Here is a 17,074-nt window from a genome sequence, read left to right on the forward strand (position 1 = left end):
AGAGATCGAATACGTCCGGGCGAACGTCAATCCTGTAGGCGCTGCCGAAGGCGGCGATCTTTTAAAGGCTTACAACACCAAATGCGGTAGCCACAGCGACAGCGCCGGAATGTAGGTCACGGCCAACAACACCAGGAACAGCACGCCATAGAACGGCAGCAACGCCTTTACGGTTTTCTCGATACTGACCTTGCCCACGGCTGATCCCACAAACAGTACGGCGCCCACCGGCGGCGTGATTAATCCGATTCCCAGGTTCACCAGCATGATCATGCCGAACTGCACCGGGTCCACGCCGATGCCCAGAATCACCGGCATCAGGATAGGGGTCAGAATCAGGATCAGAGGCGCCATGTCCATCACGGTACCGAGCAACAGCAGCATGACGTTGATGCACATCAGGATCACGTAGCGGTTGTCCGACAGGGTCAGGAACATCGTGGTGATTTTCGCCGGGATCTGCATCAGCGTCATGATGTAGCCGAAGCTCGCCGCAAAGCCGATCAGGATCATCACAATCGAAATCGTCCGCACCGTGCGGTGCATCAGTTTCGGCAGCTCGCTCCACTTGTAGTCGCGGTAGATGAACATCGTCACGAAGAACGCCCAGAGCACTGCAATCGCCGCCGATTCAGTGGCGGTGAAAATCCCCGTGAGAATACCGCCGAGGATGATGACCATCGCCATCAGGCCCCACAGGGCTTCACCGCAAATTTTCAGTGCCTGGCGCAGCGGAATCACTTCGCCTTTGGGGTAGTTGCGTTTTTTCGCGAAGATCAGGCACAGCACCATCAGGCTTGCGCTCATCAACAAGCCCGGGACAATGCCGGCCATGAACAGCGAGGCAATCGACACCGTGCCGCCAGCGGCCAGCGAGTACAGCACCGAGTTGTGGCTTGGAGGGGTCAGCAACGCCTGAACCGAGCCGCTGACGGTGACGGCGGTCGCAAACTCCCGGGGATAGCCTCGGCGTTCCATCTCCGGAATCAACACTGAACCGACCGAGGCAGTGTCTGCCACCGAAGACCCGGAGATCGCACCGAAGAAGGTCGAGGCCATGATGTTGACCAGTGACAACCCACCCCGCACGAATCCCACCAGCACTCCGGCGAAGGCCACCAGCCGTCGGGACATGCCGCCCTCGGCCATGATCGCGCCAGCGAGGACGAAGAACGGGATGGCCAACAGCGAGAATTTGTTCACGCCGCCGGCCACTTGAATCATCAGCGCCTGAAACGGAATGTCGATCCACCACGCGCCGATCAGCGCCGAAAGCCCCAAGGCATAGGCGACCGGCATGCCGATCAGGATCAACGCGATAAAGCTGCCGAGCAGAATAAAAGCGTCCATTCAGGCAGCCCCTTCACTTTCTTCAACCAGGTCGAAACGCACGACCCGCCGGTTGCTCTGGTCGCCGAGCAGGAGTTTTTCCAGCACAAACACTAGGGTCAGCACACCGCCGATCGGGATCGGCATGTAGGTAATGCCGACGCGCAAAGTGGGCAGGGCGCTCATGAACTGGTTCCAGGTGGACAGGCACAGCTTGGTGCCCCAGATCGCCATGAACAGGCAAATGGTCGCCATCAATAACTGGGAAAAAATACTCATGGCCCTGCGCAGCTCGGGCGCCATGCGATCAGTGAGCATGGCCACCGCCATGTGTGCGCCGGCGCGATAACTGGCCGCAGCACCGATGAAGGTGAAGACCATCATCAGCAGGATCGAGGTGGGTTCCGGCCAACTGGAGCCGGTGCCAAGTACGTAGCGGGCGAAAACGCCCCATGGAATTATCAAGGCAATGGCCAGGACGGAGAGTCCGGCGACCCAGATGCAGGTCATGTAAAGCGTGTCATTGATGCGCAGCAGCAGATTCTTCATCGGGTTCCACCGTAACCGGGCGCGCGCGGACGTATACCCACGTCAGCGGCGCCGGGCCTTTCATAAATGCAGGGAGGGTTACTGAACGGCTTCGATGCGCTTGATCAGATCGGCGTAAGGCGCGCCGTACTTCTCGCGAATCGAGGCAGTGGCCTCATAGAAAGGTTTTTTGTCGACGGTGATGAACTCGACGCCTGCGGCCTTGAGTTTTTCTTCGCTACTGGTGGATTTCGCGTCCCACAAGATGCGTTCCTGGGCTTGTGCGGCTTTGGCGGTTTTTTTCACCAGCACTTGCTGTTCAGGCGTGAGCTTGTCCCAGGTGATTTTCGACATCACGATCGGCTCAGGCAGAATCAGGTGCCCGGTCAGGCTGTAGAACTTGGCGTTCTGGTAGTGGTTGTGTTCGAGCATCGTCGGCGGGTTGTTCTCCGCGCCGTCGATCACCCCGGTTTGCAAGGCGCTGAAGATCTCGCCGGTGTCCATCGCAATGCCGTTGCCGCCCATGGCGTTGATGGTTTCGATGAACATCGGGTTGCCCTGCACGCGGATCTTCATGCCCTTGAGGTCTTCAAGATTGCGCACGGGTTTTTTGGTGTAAAGGTTGCGTGTGCCGCCATCCATCCAGGCGAGTGCGACCAGATTGAATTCGGAGTTGGTGATCTTGCCGAGGATTTCGTCGCCGATCTCACCGTCGATCACTTTGCGCATGTGTGCCTGGTCGCGGAACACGAATGGCATGTTGAACACGTTCACGTCCGGCACCACTGGCCCGACAATCCCGAGGCTGACCCGGGCCATCTGGATCGCGCCGACTTGCGCTTGTTCGACCACTTCTTTTTCGGAGCCGAGTACCCCTCCGGCGAACATCTTGAAGGTCAGTTTGCCGTCGCTGTCAGCGACCAGGGTTTTGCCGAGTTGCTCCTCGGCCACCACGGTCGGGTATCCGGTGGGGTGGATGTCGGCGAATTTGATTTCCAGTGCGTGGGCGGCACTGCTGAGGGTGAAAGCCAGGGGGAGTGCAGCGGCGAGCAAGGTGCGTTTGAAGTCCATGAGGTGTCTCTCCAATTTTGTTATTTTTGTATTCAAGGCACAGCAATGCAGCAGGAGCGGGTTAAAGCGAGTCGTTGAACAATGGTTCCGGCAAACCTTTCACACCGGGGTTGAGGGCGAACACGCCGCCGGCCAGTGACTGTTCGTCATGGTCATCACCGGGGCGGATCGAGGTTACAAACAAGGTGTCCAGCCGACTGCCACCAAAGGCGCACATGGTTGGCTTCTTCACCGGCACGGCGAGGGAACGGTCGAGGCGGCCATCCGGGGTAAAGCGGTGAATCCTCCCGGCGTCGTTGGCGCAGATCCAGTAACAGCCTTCGGCATCCACGGCGGCGCCATCGGGCCGGCCTTCGAAGTGATTCATGTCGACGAACAACCGCCGATTGCTCGGCGTGCCGCTGTCGATGTCGTAATCGAAAGCCCATATCTGCTGGGCCAGGGGATGGGAGTCGGACAAATACATGGTCCGGCCATCCGGGCTGAAACCCAGGCCATTGGGCACGATGAAGCCCGTCAGGCGTGGCTCAAGCGGACCCTGCTGGCCATGACTGTAGCGATACAACGTGCCATCGGCGGCGTTGGCGCCCATGTTCAGCACCATGCTGCCGGCCCAGAAACGCCCCTGGCGATCGCAGCGCCCGTCGTTCAGGCGCATGTCGGGACGGGCGTGATCGACGTGGGCCAGCAGTTCGCTGTCGAGGCTGCCGTCGTTGTGCGGGCGCAGATGAAAGAATCCGCTTTCCATCCCGGCAACCCAGCCGCCGTCGCGGTGACGGGTGATGCACGCGAGCATCTCCGGGGTGGTCCAGGCATCCACGTGACCGGTGGCGGCACTCCAGCGCTGCAAGCCCCCGGCGGGAATATCGACCCAGTACAGGGCGTTTTCCTCGGGGACCCAGACCGGACTTTCACCGACCGCGTTACGGGCATCGACAATCAATTCGGCTTGCATGGCAGCTCATTCCTTTGGACGTTGACTCAATCGCCGAACGGACCGGACGCCACGAAGGCGCCACCCTGATAAACCATCGCCGGGTCATCCGCGGCGGGCATCGGTTGCGCTTCGATTTTTTCGCGGAATACTTCGGAAGTGTCCCGTGGCACATAACCCAGGCCCGCCGCGTAGCGGTTGTCCCACCAGACGTTCTGGTTGTCGGACGCGCCGTAGACCACGGTGTGGCCGACGTTCGGCGCGTACAGCGCGCGTTCGAGCAATTGAGTCAGGTCGCCGAAGCTCAGCCAGGTGCTCATCATGCGGCGGTTCAGCGGCTCCGGGAACGAGGATCCGATGCGGATGCTGACGGTCTCGATGCCATAGCGATCGAAGTAAAAACTGGCCATGTCTTCGCCGTAGCACTTGGACAAGCCGTAGTAGCTGTCCGGGCGGCGAGGGGAGTGGGCGTCGATCACTTCGTCCTGTTTGTAGAAACCGATGACGTGGTTGGAGCTGGCGAAGATCACCCGCTTCACGCCATGGCGGCGCGCTGCTTCATAGATGTGGAACACGCCGCAGATGTTGGCACCGAGAATGTCTTCGAAAGAGTGCTCGGTGGAGACGCCACCGAAGTGCAGGATCGCGTCCACGCCTTCGACCAATTGATGCACGGCCTGCTTGTCGGCGAGGTCGCAGGTCACGACTTCTTCGCGGTCATCGAGGGCCGGGGCGATGTCGGCGATGTCCGACAGGCGAATCACATTGGCATAGGGGCGCAGGGTTTCGCGCAACACTTTGCCGAGGCCACCGGCGGCGCCGGTCAGCAGCAGGCGATTGAAAGGGGCAGGGGAAGTCGTGGTCATGGCGGTTCCTGAATACAGAGTCATTGCAGTTGTTGTAAGTTGTCGTATGACTTGGGCGAAGTATCGTTAGGCTTTCCGGTGCTTGTCAACGCGTGGGTGGTTCAAATTGACGGAGGGTCTATCTGCCCCACGATCGATGTAGCAGCTGGCGAAGCCTGCGTTCGGCTGCGGAGCAGTCGTGAACCCATGCGGCACGGTGTATCAGAAGAACCGCGTTCGCAGGTTTTGCGACTGCTTCGCAGCCGAACGCAGGCTTCGCCAGCTGCTACAGAAAGTGAGTTGTCGCGCGAATAGGGTTTCAGTCTTGAAGCGATCCCTGTCTTACAACAACGAAATCGGATAGCTGATAAAGATCCGGTTCTCATCGAACTCGTTGGTGCTGAAGTCCTTGCGAATGCTCGCATTGCGCCATTTCACGTTGAGGTTCTTCAGCGCGCCGCTCTGCACGGTATACGCCAGTTCGCTCTCGCGGCCCCATTCCTTGCCGTCGGTGATCGCCCCGGTGTGCACGTTATCGCCGCTGATGTAGCGGTTCATCATGGTCAGACCGGGGATGCCGAGGGCGACGAAGTTGTAGTCGTGGCGCAGTTGCCAGGATTTTTCCTTGGCATTGTCGTAGCTGGAGTTGTAGCTGTCGTTGGCCAGGGTCCCGCCGCTGGTGCCATTGACGCGCATCCAGGCGCTGTCGCCGGTGAGTTTTTGCAGGCCGACATAGAAGGTGCTACCGCCGTATTTGGCCGAGAGCATGGCGAAGGTGGTTTTGTTGTCCAGATCGCCGGCCAGGGCGCTGCCGTCTTCCTTGCCGGTGAAGAACCCGAGGTTGGCGCCCAGGGTCCAGTCGCCGATGGGTTGGCTGTGGCTCAGGTTGAAATATTCTTGCTGGTAAATGTCGCTGAGTTCCGAGTACCAGACACCGACCAACGTGCGCTTTTCATTGAAGGTGTATTCACCGCCGCCGAAGTTGAAACGGTCCGAGGTGAACGCCGCTTTGCCGTTCATCGACATGTCGTCCATGCTCGAATCGTTGCGCGGGCTGTTGGCGCGGAACTGGCCGCCGTAGAGCTTCAGGCCATCGATTTCGCTGGAAGTGACCTGGCCGCCACGGAAGGTTTGCGGCAGGGAACGGCCGTCGTCCGAGCGCAGGATTGGCAGCACCGGCATCCATTCACCGACCTTCAATTCTGTCTTCGAGACCTTGGCCTTGAACGCGACGTTGGTGCGACCGAAATTGTCTGCCGGACGACCGTCGTGATCCAGCGGCAACAGTTGCGTGCCGCCGGTGCCTTTACCGCCATCGAGCTTTTTCGAATACAGCCCCAGCACATCCACACCGAACCCGAACGTGCCTTGGGTGAAGCCGGACTTGGCGTCGAGGATGAAGCTTTGCGTCCACTCTTCCGCCTTGCCCTGGGGGTAGGCCGGGTTGGTGTAGTTGCGATTGAAGTAGGCATTGCGCAGGTTCAGCGTGGCGCTGGCGTCATCGACGAAACCTTCGGCGTGGCTGCTCATGGGTAACGCGAGTGCCAGGCTGCTGCAACCGATCAGGCTCAACGTGTGGCGGCGGACGAAAGTCGGGCGAGGGGTGCAGACGGAGGAATGGCGGACGAGTTTGCTCACAGTGACGCTCCCTTCTGTTTCTTGTTGTTTTTATTTTCGTTATACGTCGTCGTACAACGTGGCGGCGATTATTTGCAAGGCTTTGCGGGAATGTCAATCACAAGTTGTACGATGACATCAGGGCTTAAACCCAAACCCTTGTGGGAGCGGGCTTGCTCGCGAAGAGGCCGTCACATCCAACATCAATGTCGCCTGACACTCCGCTTTCGCGAGCGAGCCCGCTCCCACAGGGATTTGTGTGTTGACGGTGATTTTCCGGCAAACTGGCACGGTCCCCAGAACAAGGCCCTTGAATGGATCACTACGCCCCGCGCGACTGGCAGCCTCACGAGCGGCCCAGTTTGCCCGGTTCTCCCTCGACGCCCGATCACTCCACGCCCAAACGCCTGGCGTATGCGCTGGTGGGTTTGCTGGTGGCGTTGACCGGTGGCCTCGGCAATTCGCTGGTGATCGCCAACCTGCCTTACCTGCAAGGTGCGCTCGGCGCGACCACCGCCGAGATGGCCTGGCTGCCGGCCGCCTACGTGATGACCAACGTCTCGATGAACCTGCTGCTGGTGAAGTTTCGCCAGCAGTTCGGCTTGCGCGCGTTCACCGAAGTGTTCCTGGTGCTCTATGCGCTGGTGACCTTCGGCCACTTGTTCGTCAACGATTTGAGCTCGGCCATCGCCGTGCGCGCGGCCCATGGCATGGTCGGTGCGGCGCTGAGTTCCCTGGGCCTGTATTACATGATCCAGGCGTTCCCGGCGAAATGGCGGATGAAGGCGTTGGTGCTGGGCCTGGGGACGTCGCAACTGGCGCTGCCACTGGCGCGGTTGTTCTCCGAAGACCTGATGCAGATTGCTGAATGGCGCGGCTTGTACCTGTTCGAATTGGGCATGGCGCTGCTGACCCTGGGTTGCGTGTTCCTGCTCAAGTTGCCGCCGGGCGACCGCTTCAAGACCTTCGAAAAACTCGACTTCCTGACCTTCGCTATCCTCGCCACGGGTGTGGCCTTGCTGTGCGCCGTGCTGTCCCTGGGACGCATCGACTGGTGGCTGGAAGCGCCGTGGATCGGCGTGGCATCGGCGGCGTCCATCGTGCTGATTCTCGCCGGTTTGGCCATCGAACATAACCGCAGCAACCCGATGCTGATGACCCGTTGGCTCGGCAGCGGCGTGATGATTCGCCTGGCCCTGGCGGTGATCCTGATTCGCATGGTGTTGTCCGAGCAGTCCACCGGCGCGGTCGGTTTCATGCAGATGCTGAACATGAGTAGTCAGCAGTTGCACAGCCTGTACGTGGTGATGTTGCTCGGCAGCATCGCGGGTCTGGCCACCAGCGCTCTGACCATCGATCCCAAACACTTGTTTATGCCACTGATCGTGTCACTGGCGCTGATGGCGGTCGGCTCGGTGATCGACAGTTATTCGAACAACCTGACCCGCCCGGAAAACATGTATTTCAGCCAGTTCTTGCTGGCCTTCGGCGGCACGTTTTTCCTCGGCCCGACCATGGTCCTCGGCACGCGCCGGGTGTTGACCAACCCGCGCAATCTGGTGAGTTTTTCGGTGCTGTTCGGGATCTGCCAGAACCTCGGCGGCTTGATCGGCGCGGCGTTACTGGGCACGTTCCAGATCGTTCGCGAGAAATTCCATTCCAGCAACATCGTCGAACACCTGACTATGATGGATCCGCGCGTCGCCGCCCGGGTGCAGAGCGGCGGCAACGCGGTGGGCTCGCTGATCGCCGACCCGAGCCTGCGCAACCTGCAAGGCATTCGCAGTCTGGCGACGGCGGCCACGCGTGAAGCCAATGTGCTGGCCTATAACGATGTGTTCATGCTGATCGCCGTGATTGCGGTGCTGACCATGATCTGGATTTCCATTCGCGCCCTGTGGCTGATGAGCACCACCCAAAACGTCGTCCCAGCGCCTGCCACTCCCTCCGTTCAACCCAGCGGTGCCACTTCTTCATGACCGAACCGACCACCACGACCACCAACGCTATCGCCGCCACCCCCGAAGGCGTGGCGCCTCCGTCCACGCCGGACACCGAACCGCGCTCGTTGCGGGTGCGGGTCATCTCGTCATTGGGCTTTGCGGCGATTGCCATCGTCGGCGTGCTGATCGTGTTGTACGCCTGGCAACTGCCGCCGTTCAGCAGCGCGGTGGAAACCACGGAAAACGCCCTGGTGCGCGGTCAGGTGACGATCATCGGCCCGCAACTCAGCGGCTACGTGTACGAAGTGCCGGTCACGGACTTCCAGTTTGTGAAGGCTGGCGACTTGCTGGTGCGCCTCGATGACCGCATCTACAAGCAACACCTCGATCAATCCCTCGCGCAACTGGCGGTGCAGAAAGCCGCGCTGGCCAACGTGGTGCAGCAACGCAACAGCGCCGAAGCGACGATCAAGTTGCGTCAGGCAGCGGTCGCCGACGCCCAGGCTCAATCGCGCAAAAGCGAGGCTGATCTACGGCGCAACAAAGAACTGATCAACGATGGCTCGGTGTCCAAACGGGAGCTGGACGTGACCCTGGCCGCCAATGCCCAGACCATCGCCGCCGTGGCCCAGGCCCAGGCCAATCTGGAAATCGCCCGGCAGGACCTGCAAACCGTGATCGTCAATCGCGGTTCGCTGGAAGCGGCGGTGGCCAGCGCCGAAGCGGCGGTGCAACTGGCGCGCATCGACCTGTCCAACACCCGCGTCGTGGCCCCGCGTGACGGCCAACTCGGGCAGATCGGCGTGCGCCTGGGCGCCTACGTCAACTCTGGCGCGCAGTTGATGGCGCTGGTGCCGAACCAGTTGTGGGTGATCGCCAACATGAAGGAAACCCAGATGGACGACGTGCGGGTCGGCCAACCGGTGAGCTTCACCGTCGACTCCCTCGACCATCGTAAATTCAAGGGGCGGGTGCAGCGGATATCACCGGCTACTGGTTCCGAGTTCAGCCTGTTGCAGGCGGACAACGCCACCGGCAACTTCGTCAAAATCGCCCAGCGCGTGCCGGTGCGGATTACCGTGGATGAGGGGCAGGAACAGAGTGAGCGGTTACGGCCGGGGATGTCGGTGGTGGTGAGTATTGATACGGCTGGGGAAGGACACAGCGATAACCCTGACACCACACAAAACTAAAATGTGGGAGCGGGCTTGCTCGCGAAGGCGGCGGTACATTCAACATCAATGTCGCCTGACACACCGCCTTCGCGAGCAAGCCCGCTCCCACAGGGGATCTGTGTTTCAGCTGGCGATCATTGGCGGCATGGTGCCCAGCAGCGAAACCGCCGCCACTGCGCCCATCCCCAACAGCCATTCGAGGATCACGCTGGTCTTGAGCATGCCAACCCGCTGTTCGCAGTCCTTGATCCGCAACCGATTGAACAGCGCCAGCCCCAACATCGCCGCCACCAGCACGACCTTGATCAACAGAATCAAGGCAAACCCGGACAGCAACGGCGTCGGCCAGAATGCGCCGGTGAGCACGCGGACATTGATCAGACCGGTGATCACCAACCCCGCGACCAAGCCATAACCCACGCCGCTGAAGCGCCGCAGGATCGTGCTCAGCGAATGGCCGGACGGGTGGCGCAGGATCATCACCAACAGCATCAAGCCGCCGAGCCAGGCGCCGACGCAGGTCAGGTGGATGATCTGGTTGAGGATCAGCAACTGGCCGCTGAGTCCGTCGAGCATCGCGCCATGACCGACCGGCGCCAGGGTCGCGAGCAGCAGGCCACTCACGATCAGTTTCAGCGGCACGTTGGTGCGCAACGGCGTCAGCAGCAACCCCAGCAGTACGGCGTTGAGCAGCAGATGCCAAGTCCAGACTTGGCCGAAAAACGTATTGCGCAGCACCAAACCCAGGGTCGATGGATCGAAAGCCGCGTCCCAGGCCCCGGCCATGCTCGCGGTGATCAGCAGCAGCCAAGTGACGCCGCTGATCAATGCCACGGCGGTCAGCCAAAGCCCCAAACGCGCCAAGCGCCGATCCAAATGTTCGGCGTCAGCCTTCAACAGCAGGGGCCTGAACACCCAGGTCCCAAACAGCATCAACACCACCACAAAATGCAGGAAGCGGCACAGCACCAGCGCGTCGGTCATGAATTACTGGCCAACCTTAAAGCTGTAGGCGCCTTCGCTTTTGTGGGTATCGACCGACACCGCGTGCCATTCGACTTTATAGGCGCCGGCGGCCAGCGGTACGGCTGGAGTAACGACCAGGGTTTTCTTGTCGCTGCCTTCGGTGGCCAGGTTTTTCACCGGCACATCGACACCGTCCTTTTTGATCGTGACTTTGGTGAACGTCGCTTCAACGCCTTCGGAAAACACCAGGCGCAGTTCTGCGGGTGCGCTCACGGTACTGTCGGCGGCCGGGGTCTGGCTTTTCAGATGCGCATGGGCAAACACCGAAGAAGCGGCGAGCAGCGAGCCGAGCAGGGCGGCGGTGGTCAGGGCTTTTTTCAGCAACATGGTCAGTTTCCTTCTGGGCAGTTTAATGGGCGTTACTTAAGCATGAACGGTACGCGCCGGGGAATGTTTACGCCGCGCGCAATCTCAGGTGAATGATAGGGAACGGCCGGCCTTCGCCATCGGTTGGCGAGCGGCCGGTCTGTTCAAAACCATAGTGCAGATAGAAGCCGTGGGCCTGAGGATTTTGTTCGTTGACGTCGACGCTCAGGGTTTCGTGCAGGGCTTTGACGTGGTCGAGCAACTGCCGACCGATGCCCTGACCGCGATAGGCCGGTTCGATAAACAGCATTTCCACGTTGCTGTTGCCGGTGGCGATGAAGCCGGCGGGCGTGCCATCCGGGTTGTCGCCGACCCACACCGTCAGCGCTGGCAGGTAGGCGTCGCGTACCAGCGGATAGAAGAAGCGGATGTCGTCTTCGCTCAGGAAATCGTGGGTGGCGCGCACCGAGCGTTCCCACAGGGCGGCGAGGGCGGCATCGTCGGCGGCGACGCGAGGTCGAATGTTCACGGTGGGTGATCCATTGCGGCGTAAAAGTGCGGCGGATGCTACCCAATCGGTTTTCCCCGGGGAAGTGAAAAAGGTCTGTCGCCGCGACCCAGAGCGGATGCTAGTCTTGGACAACGCTGTTGTCAGGGAGCCCTCATGGGCAATCACAAGATCGAGATTCGTCGCAGTAACGTCGAAAAAATCCTGCTCGGGGCCGAAAAGGTCTTCGCCGAAAAAGGCTTCGGCAGCACCGCAATGGCGGACATCGCCGCCGAAGTGCAACTGCCGCGCTCCAATCTGCATTACTACTTCAGCACCAAGGGCGAGCTGTACAGTGCGGTGTTGTTCGACCTGCTGGAAGTCTGGAAGCAGGACGCCTTGTGCTTCGAAATGTTCGACGACCCGCGAGTGGTGCTCAGCAGCTACATCCGCGCCAAGATGAACCATTCCCGCAGCCGGCCGTACGGTTCGAAAGTCTGGGCCAACGAAATCATCCACGGCGCGCCGACGCTGGGCGAAGCGCTGGATGCCAGCCTGTACGACTGGGCCAAGATGAAGGAAGCGAAAATTCGCCAGTGGGTGGAGGACAAACGGATCCTGCCGGTGGAGCCTTCGGCACTGCTGTACATGATCTGGGCCTCGACCCAGCATTACGCGGACTTTGATCATCAGGTGAATATTTTGAATGACCATCAGCCGTTGTCGGACATGCAGTTCGAGCGGGCGGTGCAGACGGTGACGAGCGTGATATTGCGCGGGATTGGGTTGGAGCCTTAGGTCAAAAGATCGCAGCCTCGTTTCACTCGACAGCTCCTACAGAGAAATGCGTTGCCCTGTAGGAGCTGTCGAGTGAAACGAGGCTGCGATCTCTTGATCTTCAACGATCAGACGGCAACGTGGTAGGGATTGCGCGGATCATGATTCCAATCCAGAAACGGCTTGCCGGTATCCATCGGCACCATCTCGATGCAATCCTCCACCGGGCAGGTGATCTGGCACAAATTGCACCCCACACACTCATCATCAATCACTTCGTATTTATGCGTCCCGTCCGCTTGCTTGATGCTGGCCACAGCCTGGTGCGACGTGTCCTCGCACGCAATATGGCAACGCCCACAGCCAATACAGGCTTCCTGATCAATCTTCGCGATCACCTGATAGTTGATATCCAGATACTTCCAATCCGTCGTATTACCCACCGCCCGCCCGGAAAATTCCGAAATGCTGGCGTAGCCCTGACTGTCCATCCAGCGCGATAAACCGTCCTTCATCTCATCGACAATCCGGAACCCATGCAGCATCGCCGCCGTGCACACCTGCACCGCGCCGCTGCCCAACGCGATGAATTCCGCCGCATCGCGCCAACTGCCGATGCCGCCAATCCCGCAGATCGGCAGTCCTTGAGTCTGCGGGTCGCGGGCGATTTCGGCGACCATGTTCAGCGCAATCGGCTTCACCGCCGAGCCGCAATAACCGCCGTGGGTGCTTTGGTGGCCGACGGTGGGGATGGCGACCATTTGTTCCAGGTTGACGCTGGTGATCGAGTTGATCGTGTTGATCAGCGACACCGCATCTGCGCCGCCACGGTGGGCCGCACGGGCGGCGACGCGGATGTCAGTGATGTTCGGCGTGAGCTTGACGATTACCGGCAGCGAGCAATAGGTCTTGCACCAACGGGTGACCTGTTCGACGTATTCCGGCACTTGGCCAACCGCCGCGCCCATGCCGCGTTCCGGCATGCCGTGGGGGCAGCCGAAGTTCAGCTCGATACCGTCGGCGCCAGTGGCCTCCACCAGTGGCAGGATGAATTTCCACGACTCTTCGACACACGGCACCATCAGCGACACGATCAACGCACGGTCCGGCCAGTCCTTTTTGACCTGGGTGATTTCCCGCAGATTGATCTCCAGCGAGCGGTCGGTAATCAACTCGATGTTGTTGATGCCCATCACTTCGCGGTTCGCGCCAAAGTGCGCCGAGTAGCGCGACGAGACGTTGACCGCCGCCGGGTCTTCACCCAGGGTTTTCCAGACCACGCCGCCCCAGCCAGCCTCGAAGGCGCGGACCACGTTGTAGGCTTTGTCGGTCGGTGGCGCGGACGCCAGCCAGAACGGATTGGGGGCTTTGATGCCGGCGAAGACAATCGAGAGATCGGCCATTTACGCAGCCTCCACGTTGAGCATGAGTTGGGCGTTGATCGCTTCCGCCGCGCGTTTGCCGTGTTGCACCGCTTGCACGGTGAGGTCCTGATCGAGGCTGGTACAGTCGCCGCCGGCATACACGCCGGGGATGCTGGTGCGCAGGTTATCGTCGACCTGGATTCGATCACCCTGACGCTTGAGTTCCCGCGCCAACGGGTCGGCGAGGGCGCTGCCGTCGAACGCCTGGCCGATGGCTTTGAAGATCGCATCGGCGGCCAGTTCGAAGGTTTGCCCGGTGGTTTGCAGACGACCTTCGACCATGGTTGTGCGGGCGAAACGCATGCCGCGCACGTTGCCTTGATCGTCGAGCAGCACCTGTTCCGGTTGTGCCCAAGTCAGCAGGCGCACCTGATTGGCCTTGGCGATGTCCTGTTCATGACCGGTGGCGCCCATGTCCTCGACACCACGGCGATACACCAGATTTACATCGCGAGCACCGAGCCGGGCCATTTGCACCGCCATGTCGATCGCGGTATTGCCGGCGCCGAGGACGATGCAACGGTCGGCCAGCGGCAGTTGCGTCAGGTCATCGGCCTGGCGCAGTTCGCGGATGTAGTCGGTGGCGGCCAGCAGACCCGGTGCATCTTCATGGTCCAGACCCAGTTGTTTGCTGGCGGCCAGTCCAAGGCCGAGGAACACCGCGTCGAACTGCTGGTGCAGTTCGCTCAGGGTCAGGTTCTCGCCGAGTTTCTGTGCGTGACGGATTTCGATGCCACCAATCTGCAGCAGGAAATCCAGTTCCTTTTGCGCGTAATCGTCCACCAGTTTGTACTTGGCGATCCCGTATTCATTGAGGCCGCCAGCCTTTTCCTTGGCCTCGAAAATCACCACGTCATGCCCGTGCATCGCACTGCGATGGGCGCAGGACAAACCCGCCGGACCCGCACCGACCACCGCGATGCGCTTGCCAGTGGTGGCGGCGCGCTGGAACGGGTGCTCGCTGAAATGCGCGTTGTCCACGGCGTAGCGTTGCAGCAGGCCGATCAGCACCGGCGCGCACTCGTGATCGTTGTTGCGCACACAGGCTTGCTGGCACAGGATTTCCGTCGGACACACCCGCGCGCAACTGCCGCCGAGGATGTTCGCCGAGAGGATTTTCTGCGCCGCGCCCTGGACGTTTTCCTGATGGATATTGCGGATGAACGACGGAATATCGATCTCGCTCGGACAGGCGTTCACGCACGGCGCATCGTAGCAATACAGACAGCGCGAGGCTTCCAGATGCGCCTGGCGGTCATTGAGCGGCGGCGCCAGATCGGTGAAATGGCCGGCGAGGGCGGCCGCATTCTCGTAGGGATGCGGGAGGTGGTTCAGGGTCTTGATCACGGTGTTGGCCTCACGGTTATTGAGGTGCTGCCTCTGATGGGCATTGGTTGGGTGCTGCGCGATCCTTTGTAGGAGCTGCCGAAGGCTGCGATCTTTTGATTTTGTTTTTAAGATCAAGATCAAAAGATCGCAGCCTTCGGCAGCTCCTACAGGGGTATGCATTCCAAATGTGGGAGCGAGCCTGCTCGCGAAGGCCGAAGGCCTCTATCTCAGCGTTTCACCGCAACCGGCTTATTCAACTCCGCCCGTTTGCTCAGCAAATCAAACACCGCCGGATACGCCGGCCGTTCGATATACCGCCCGGCCCCACGCTCGGCGCGCAAGTCGCCATCGGCCCAAACCACGCGGCCCTGGCTGACGGTATGGCTGGGCACGCCGCGCACGGTCTTGCCTTCGAAGATGTTGAAATCCACCTGCTGATGGTGGGTCTTGGCGGAGATGGTCCGCGTACCTTCCGGGTCCCACAGCACCAGATCAGCATCGGCGCCGACGCGGATCGCGCCTTTGCGTGGGTAGAGGTTGAAGATCTTCGCGGTGTTGGTGGAGGTCAGCGCCACAAAGTGCTGCATCGACAAGCGACCGCTGTTAACCCCTTCATCCCAAAGCACGGCCATGCGGTCTTCGATGCCGGCGGTGCCATTCGGGATTTTGCTGAAGTCGTCCTTGCCCGCGGCTTTTTGCTCGGCGCAGAAGCAGCAGTGATCGGTAGCGGTGGTGTGCAGGTTGCCGGATTGCAGGCCATGCCAAAGCGCTTCCTGATGGCCGCGCGGGCGGAAGGGTGGGCTCATCACGTAACCGGCGGCGGTCTGCCAGTCGGGGTGTCGGTAGACGCTGTCATCCAGCAGCAGATGCCCGGCGAGGACTTCGCCGTAGACCTGTTGGCCCTTGCTGCGGGCGTAGGTGATTTCGTCGAGGGCTTCCTTGGTCGAAACGTGGACCAAGTACAGCGGCGTGCCAATGGTCTCGGCAATGCGGATCGCCCGGCTCGCGGCTTCGCCTTCCACTTGCGAGGGGCGCGACAGCGGATGCGCTTCCGGGCCGGTAATGCCTTGGGCCATCAACTTGCGTTGCAGGTGATACACCAGCTCACCGTTTTCCGCATGCACGGTCGGCACCGCGCCGAGTTCCAGGCAGCGCTCGAAACTCGCCACCAGGGTGTCGTCGGCGGCCATGATCGCGTTCTTGTAGGCCATGAAATGCTTGAAGCTGTTGATGCCGTGATGGCTGACCAGCTCGGCCATTTCCTCACGTACCTGCTCGCTCCACCAAGTGATCGCGACATGGAAACCGTAGTCCGACGCCGACTTCTCGGCCCAGCCACGCCACTGATGAAACGCTTCCATCAACGACTGCTGCGGGTTGGGAATCACGAAGTCGATGATCGACGTGGTGCCACCGGCCAGACCGGCCGCCGTACCACTGAAAAAGTCTTCACTGGCCACGGTGCCCATGAAGGGCAGTTGCATGTGGGTGTGAGGGTCGATGCCGCCGGGCATCAGGTATTGGCCGCTGCCGTCGAGCACTTCGGCACCGGCGGGAATATCCAGGTTTTCACCAATGGCTTTGATCACGCCGTCGGCGCAATACACATCGGCGCGGTAACTTTCATCGTGGGTAATAACGGTGGCGCCACGGATCAACAGAGACATTCCGAGTTCCTCGCAGGCATGACCGACTTATGCCGGTTCTAAATGTTTTATATGAAGCTGATGCAAACAGGTGTATTCCTGTCAGCGCTGTCAAGAATAGACGCTAGCTGGTGTTGATCGAATGAGCAAGATTATTTTTTATAAGCTTATACCTATAATAACTTGTTGATAAAATAACGATAAAAAACACAAATCACCAAAATGGTGAGGCCAATCACCATTTTGACGCACTTGACAGGATCGAAAAAAAGACCAGATTTCTTATGTGAAATCAGCCGCTTGAGGATGGTCTATGGTTGATGCGCAACTTTGAAAAAAAGATCCATGCACCAGATTGAGTCCTGACTGTTCCGACAACTTGCTGCACATTCGGCCTGAGTGATGAGGCAAGTAACCGGGGACTCGAAAGTTGAATGAATAAAACTGATTAACATCAGTTGGTTATAAAGTTTTTATGGCGCGGCGCGATGCACCAGCGGGGACCCCGGCACGTTTATTGATGCCGCCGCTGACACCTTGGCCGGTCCGTAAAAGTTGTCAGTTCCTCCGGCCATCGTCGGCTCGCGCCCCCAGGCACCAGCCCCTGATGAGCAAAAATAATTCAAAGAACAGTGGA

The 17,074-nt window shown here is 60.1% G+C and carries 15 protein-coding genes; 3 read left to right on the plus strand and 12 right to left on the minus strand.

Going from position 1 to position 17,074, the window contains the following annotated elements:
• Positions 1–69: 69 nt before the first annotated feature.
• From LOY68_RS12990 to LOY68_RS13015, 6 genes are all read right to left on the minus strand, one after another.
• Positions 70–1,350 (minus strand): TRAP transporter large permease, encoded by a 1,281-nt coding sequence (locus LOY68_RS12990; RefSeq protein ID WP_163909692.1) that lies wholly within the window; start codon positions 1,348–1,350, stop codon positions 70–72.
• The gene (locus LOY68_RS12995) at positions 1,351–1,878 is read right to left on the minus strand and encodes a TRAP transporter small permease (protein WP_163909693.1); all 528 of its coding nucleotides are present in this window, start codon (positions 1,876–1,878) and stop codon (positions 1,351–1,353) included.
• Positions 1,879–1,956: 78 nt separating this feature from the next.
• The gene (locus LOY68_RS13000) at positions 1,957–2,928 is read right to left on the minus strand and encodes a TRAP transporter substrate-binding protein (RefSeq protein WP_265044986.1); all 972 of its coding nucleotides are present in this window, start codon (positions 2,926–2,928) and stop codon (positions 1,957–1,959) included.
• 61 nt (positions 2,929–2,989) lie between these two features.
• Entirely contained in the window at positions 2,990–3,883 is an 894-nt protein-coding gene (locus tag LOY68_RS13005) for an SMP-30/gluconolactonase/LRE family protein (RefSeq protein ID WP_265044987.1), read from the minus strand.
• 26 nt (positions 3,884–3,909) lie between these two features.
• A complete protein-coding gene (locus LOY68_RS13010) occupies positions 3,910–4,728 on the minus strand; it encodes an NAD-dependent epimerase/dehydratase family protein (protein WP_265044989.1) in 819 nt (272 codons plus the stop codon).
• A 321-nt stretch (positions 4,729–5,049) separates the two neighbouring features.
• Entirely contained in the window at positions 5,050–6,345 is a 1,296-nt protein-coding gene (locus LOY68_RS13015; RefSeq protein WP_265044990.1) for an OprD family porin, read from the minus strand.
• Positions 6,346–6,638: 293 nt separating this feature from the next.
• On the opposite strand from LOY68_RS13015, the gene LOY68_RS13020 reads away from it, so the two are divergent.
• Positions 6,639–8,303 (plus strand): MFS transporter, encoded by a 1,665-nt coding sequence (locus tag LOY68_RS13020; RefSeq protein WP_265044991.1) that lies wholly within the window; start codon positions 6,639–6,641, stop codon positions 8,301–8,303.
• Positions 8,300–9,460 carry an HlyD family secretion protein gene (locus LOY68_RS13025; RefSeq protein ID WP_265044993.1) on the plus strand — a complete coding sequence of 387 codons (1,161 nt, stop codon included), beginning with the start codon at positions 8,300–8,302 and terminating at the stop codon, positions 9,458–9,460. Before LOY68_RS13020 ends, LOY68_RS13025 begins: the two co-directional genes overlap by 4 nt.
• 105 nt (positions 9,461–9,565) lie before the next feature.
• Here the strand turns inward: LOY68_RS13025 and copD are convergent, their stop codons facing one another.
• The 3 genes from copD to LOY68_RS13040 form a co-directional block, all read right to left on the minus strand.
• Positions 9,566–10,426 carry a copper homeostasis membrane protein CopD gene (gene copD, locus LOY68_RS13030; protein WP_265044994.1) on the minus strand — a complete coding sequence of 287 codons (861 nt, stop codon included), beginning with the start codon at positions 10,424–10,426 and terminating at the stop codon, positions 9,566–9,568.
• Between the two features lie 3 nt (positions 10,427–10,429).
• On the minus strand, positions 10,430–10,795 hold the full coding sequence (copC, locus tag LOY68_RS13035) for a copper homeostasis periplasmic binding protein CopC (protein WP_054615147.1): 366 nt from the start codon (positions 10,793–10,795) through the stop codon (positions 10,430–10,432).
• Between the two features lie 67 nt (positions 10,796–10,862).
• Complete coding sequence (locus tag LOY68_RS13040) at positions 10,863–11,303, minus strand: acetyltransferase (protein WP_265044996.1); 441 nt, start codon at positions 11,301–11,303, stop codon at positions 10,863–10,865.
• Between the two features lie 135 nt (positions 11,304–11,438).
• On the opposite strand from LOY68_RS13040, the gene LOY68_RS13045 reads away from it, so the two are divergent.
• The gene (locus LOY68_RS13045) at positions 11,439–12,059 is read left to right on the plus strand and encodes a TetR/AcrR family transcriptional regulator (RefSeq protein WP_054047384.1); all 621 of its coding nucleotides are present in this window, start codon (positions 11,439–11,441) and stop codon (positions 12,057–12,059) included.
• A 107-nt stretch (positions 12,060–12,166) separates the two neighbouring features.
• Here LOY68_RS13045 and preA read toward each other — a convergent pair whose 3' ends face one another.
• The 3 genes from preA to hydA all read right to left on the minus strand — a co-directional run bounded on the left by preA (position 12,167) and on the right by hydA (position 16,458).
• Positions 12,167–13,441: an NAD-dependent dihydropyrimidine dehydrogenase subunit PreA gene (gene preA / locus LOY68_RS13050; protein ID WP_054047386.1), complete on the minus strand. Its 1,275-nt coding sequence runs from the start codon at positions 13,439–13,441 to the stop codon at positions 12,167–12,169.
• On the minus strand, positions 13,442–14,809 hold the full coding sequence (locus LOY68_RS13055) for an NAD(P)-dependent oxidoreductase (protein WP_265044998.1): 1,368 nt from the start codon (positions 14,807–14,809) through the stop codon (positions 13,442–13,444).
• Positions 14,810–15,018: 209 nt separating this feature from the next.
• Positions 15,019–16,458 (minus strand): dihydropyrimidinase, encoded by a 1,440-nt coding sequence (hydA, locus tag LOY68_RS13060; protein WP_265045000.1) that lies wholly within the window; start codon positions 16,456–16,458, stop codon positions 15,019–15,021.
• Positions 16,459–17,074 lie beyond the last annotated feature (616 nt).

Source organism: Pseudomonas sp. B21-053 (genome assembly GCF_026016365.1).
Classification (GTDB): Bacteria; Pseudomonadota; Gammaproteobacteria; order Pseudomonadales; family Pseudomonadaceae; genus Aquipseudomonas; species Aquipseudomonas nunensis.

Coding starts and splice junctions, on each gene's coding strand:
- LOY68_RS12990 (WP_163909692.1), bottom strand. CDS start 1,350: ATGGACGCTTTTATTCTGCTCGGCAGCTTTATCGCGTTGATCCTGATC.
- LOY68_RS12995 (WP_163909693.1), bottom strand. CDS start 1,878: ATGAAGAATCTGCTGCTGCGCATCAATGACACGCTTTACATGACCTGC.
- LOY68_RS13000 (WP_265044986.1), bottom strand. CDS start 2,928: ATGGACTTCAAACGCACCTTGCTCGCCGCTGCACTCCCCCTGGCTTTC.
- LOY68_RS13005 (WP_265044987.1), bottom strand. CDS start 3,883: ATGCAAGCCGAATTGATTGTCGATGCCCGTAACGCGGTCGGTGAAAGT.
- LOY68_RS13010 (WP_265044989.1), bottom strand. CDS start 4,728: ATGACCACGACTTCCCCTGCCCCTTTCAATCGCCTGCTGCTGACCGGC.
- LOY68_RS13020 (WP_265044991.1), top strand. CDS start 6,639: ATGGATCACTACGCCCCGCGCGACTGGCAGCCTCACGAGCGGCCCAGT.
- LOY68_RS13025 (WP_265044993.1), top strand. CDS start 8,300: ATGACCGAACCGACCACCACGACCACCAACGCTATCGCCGCCACCCCC.
- copD (WP_265044994.1), bottom strand. CDS start 10,426: ATGACCGACGCGCTGGTGCTGTGCCGCTTCCTGCATTTTGTGGTGGTG.
- copC (WP_054615147.1), bottom strand. CDS start 10,795: ATGTTGCTGAAAAAAGCCCTGACCACCGCCGCCCTGCTCGGCTCGCTG.
- LOY68_RS13045 (WP_054047384.1), top strand. CDS start 11,439: ATGGGCAATCACAAGATCGAGATTCGTCGCAGTAACGTCGAAAAAATC.
- preA (WP_054047386.1), bottom strand. CDS start 13,441: ATGGCCGATCTCTCGATTGTCTTCGCCGGCATCAAAGCCCCCAATCCG.
- hydA (WP_265045000.1), bottom strand. CDS start 16,458: ATGTCTCTGTTGATCCGTGGCGCCACCGTTATTACCCACGATGAAAGT.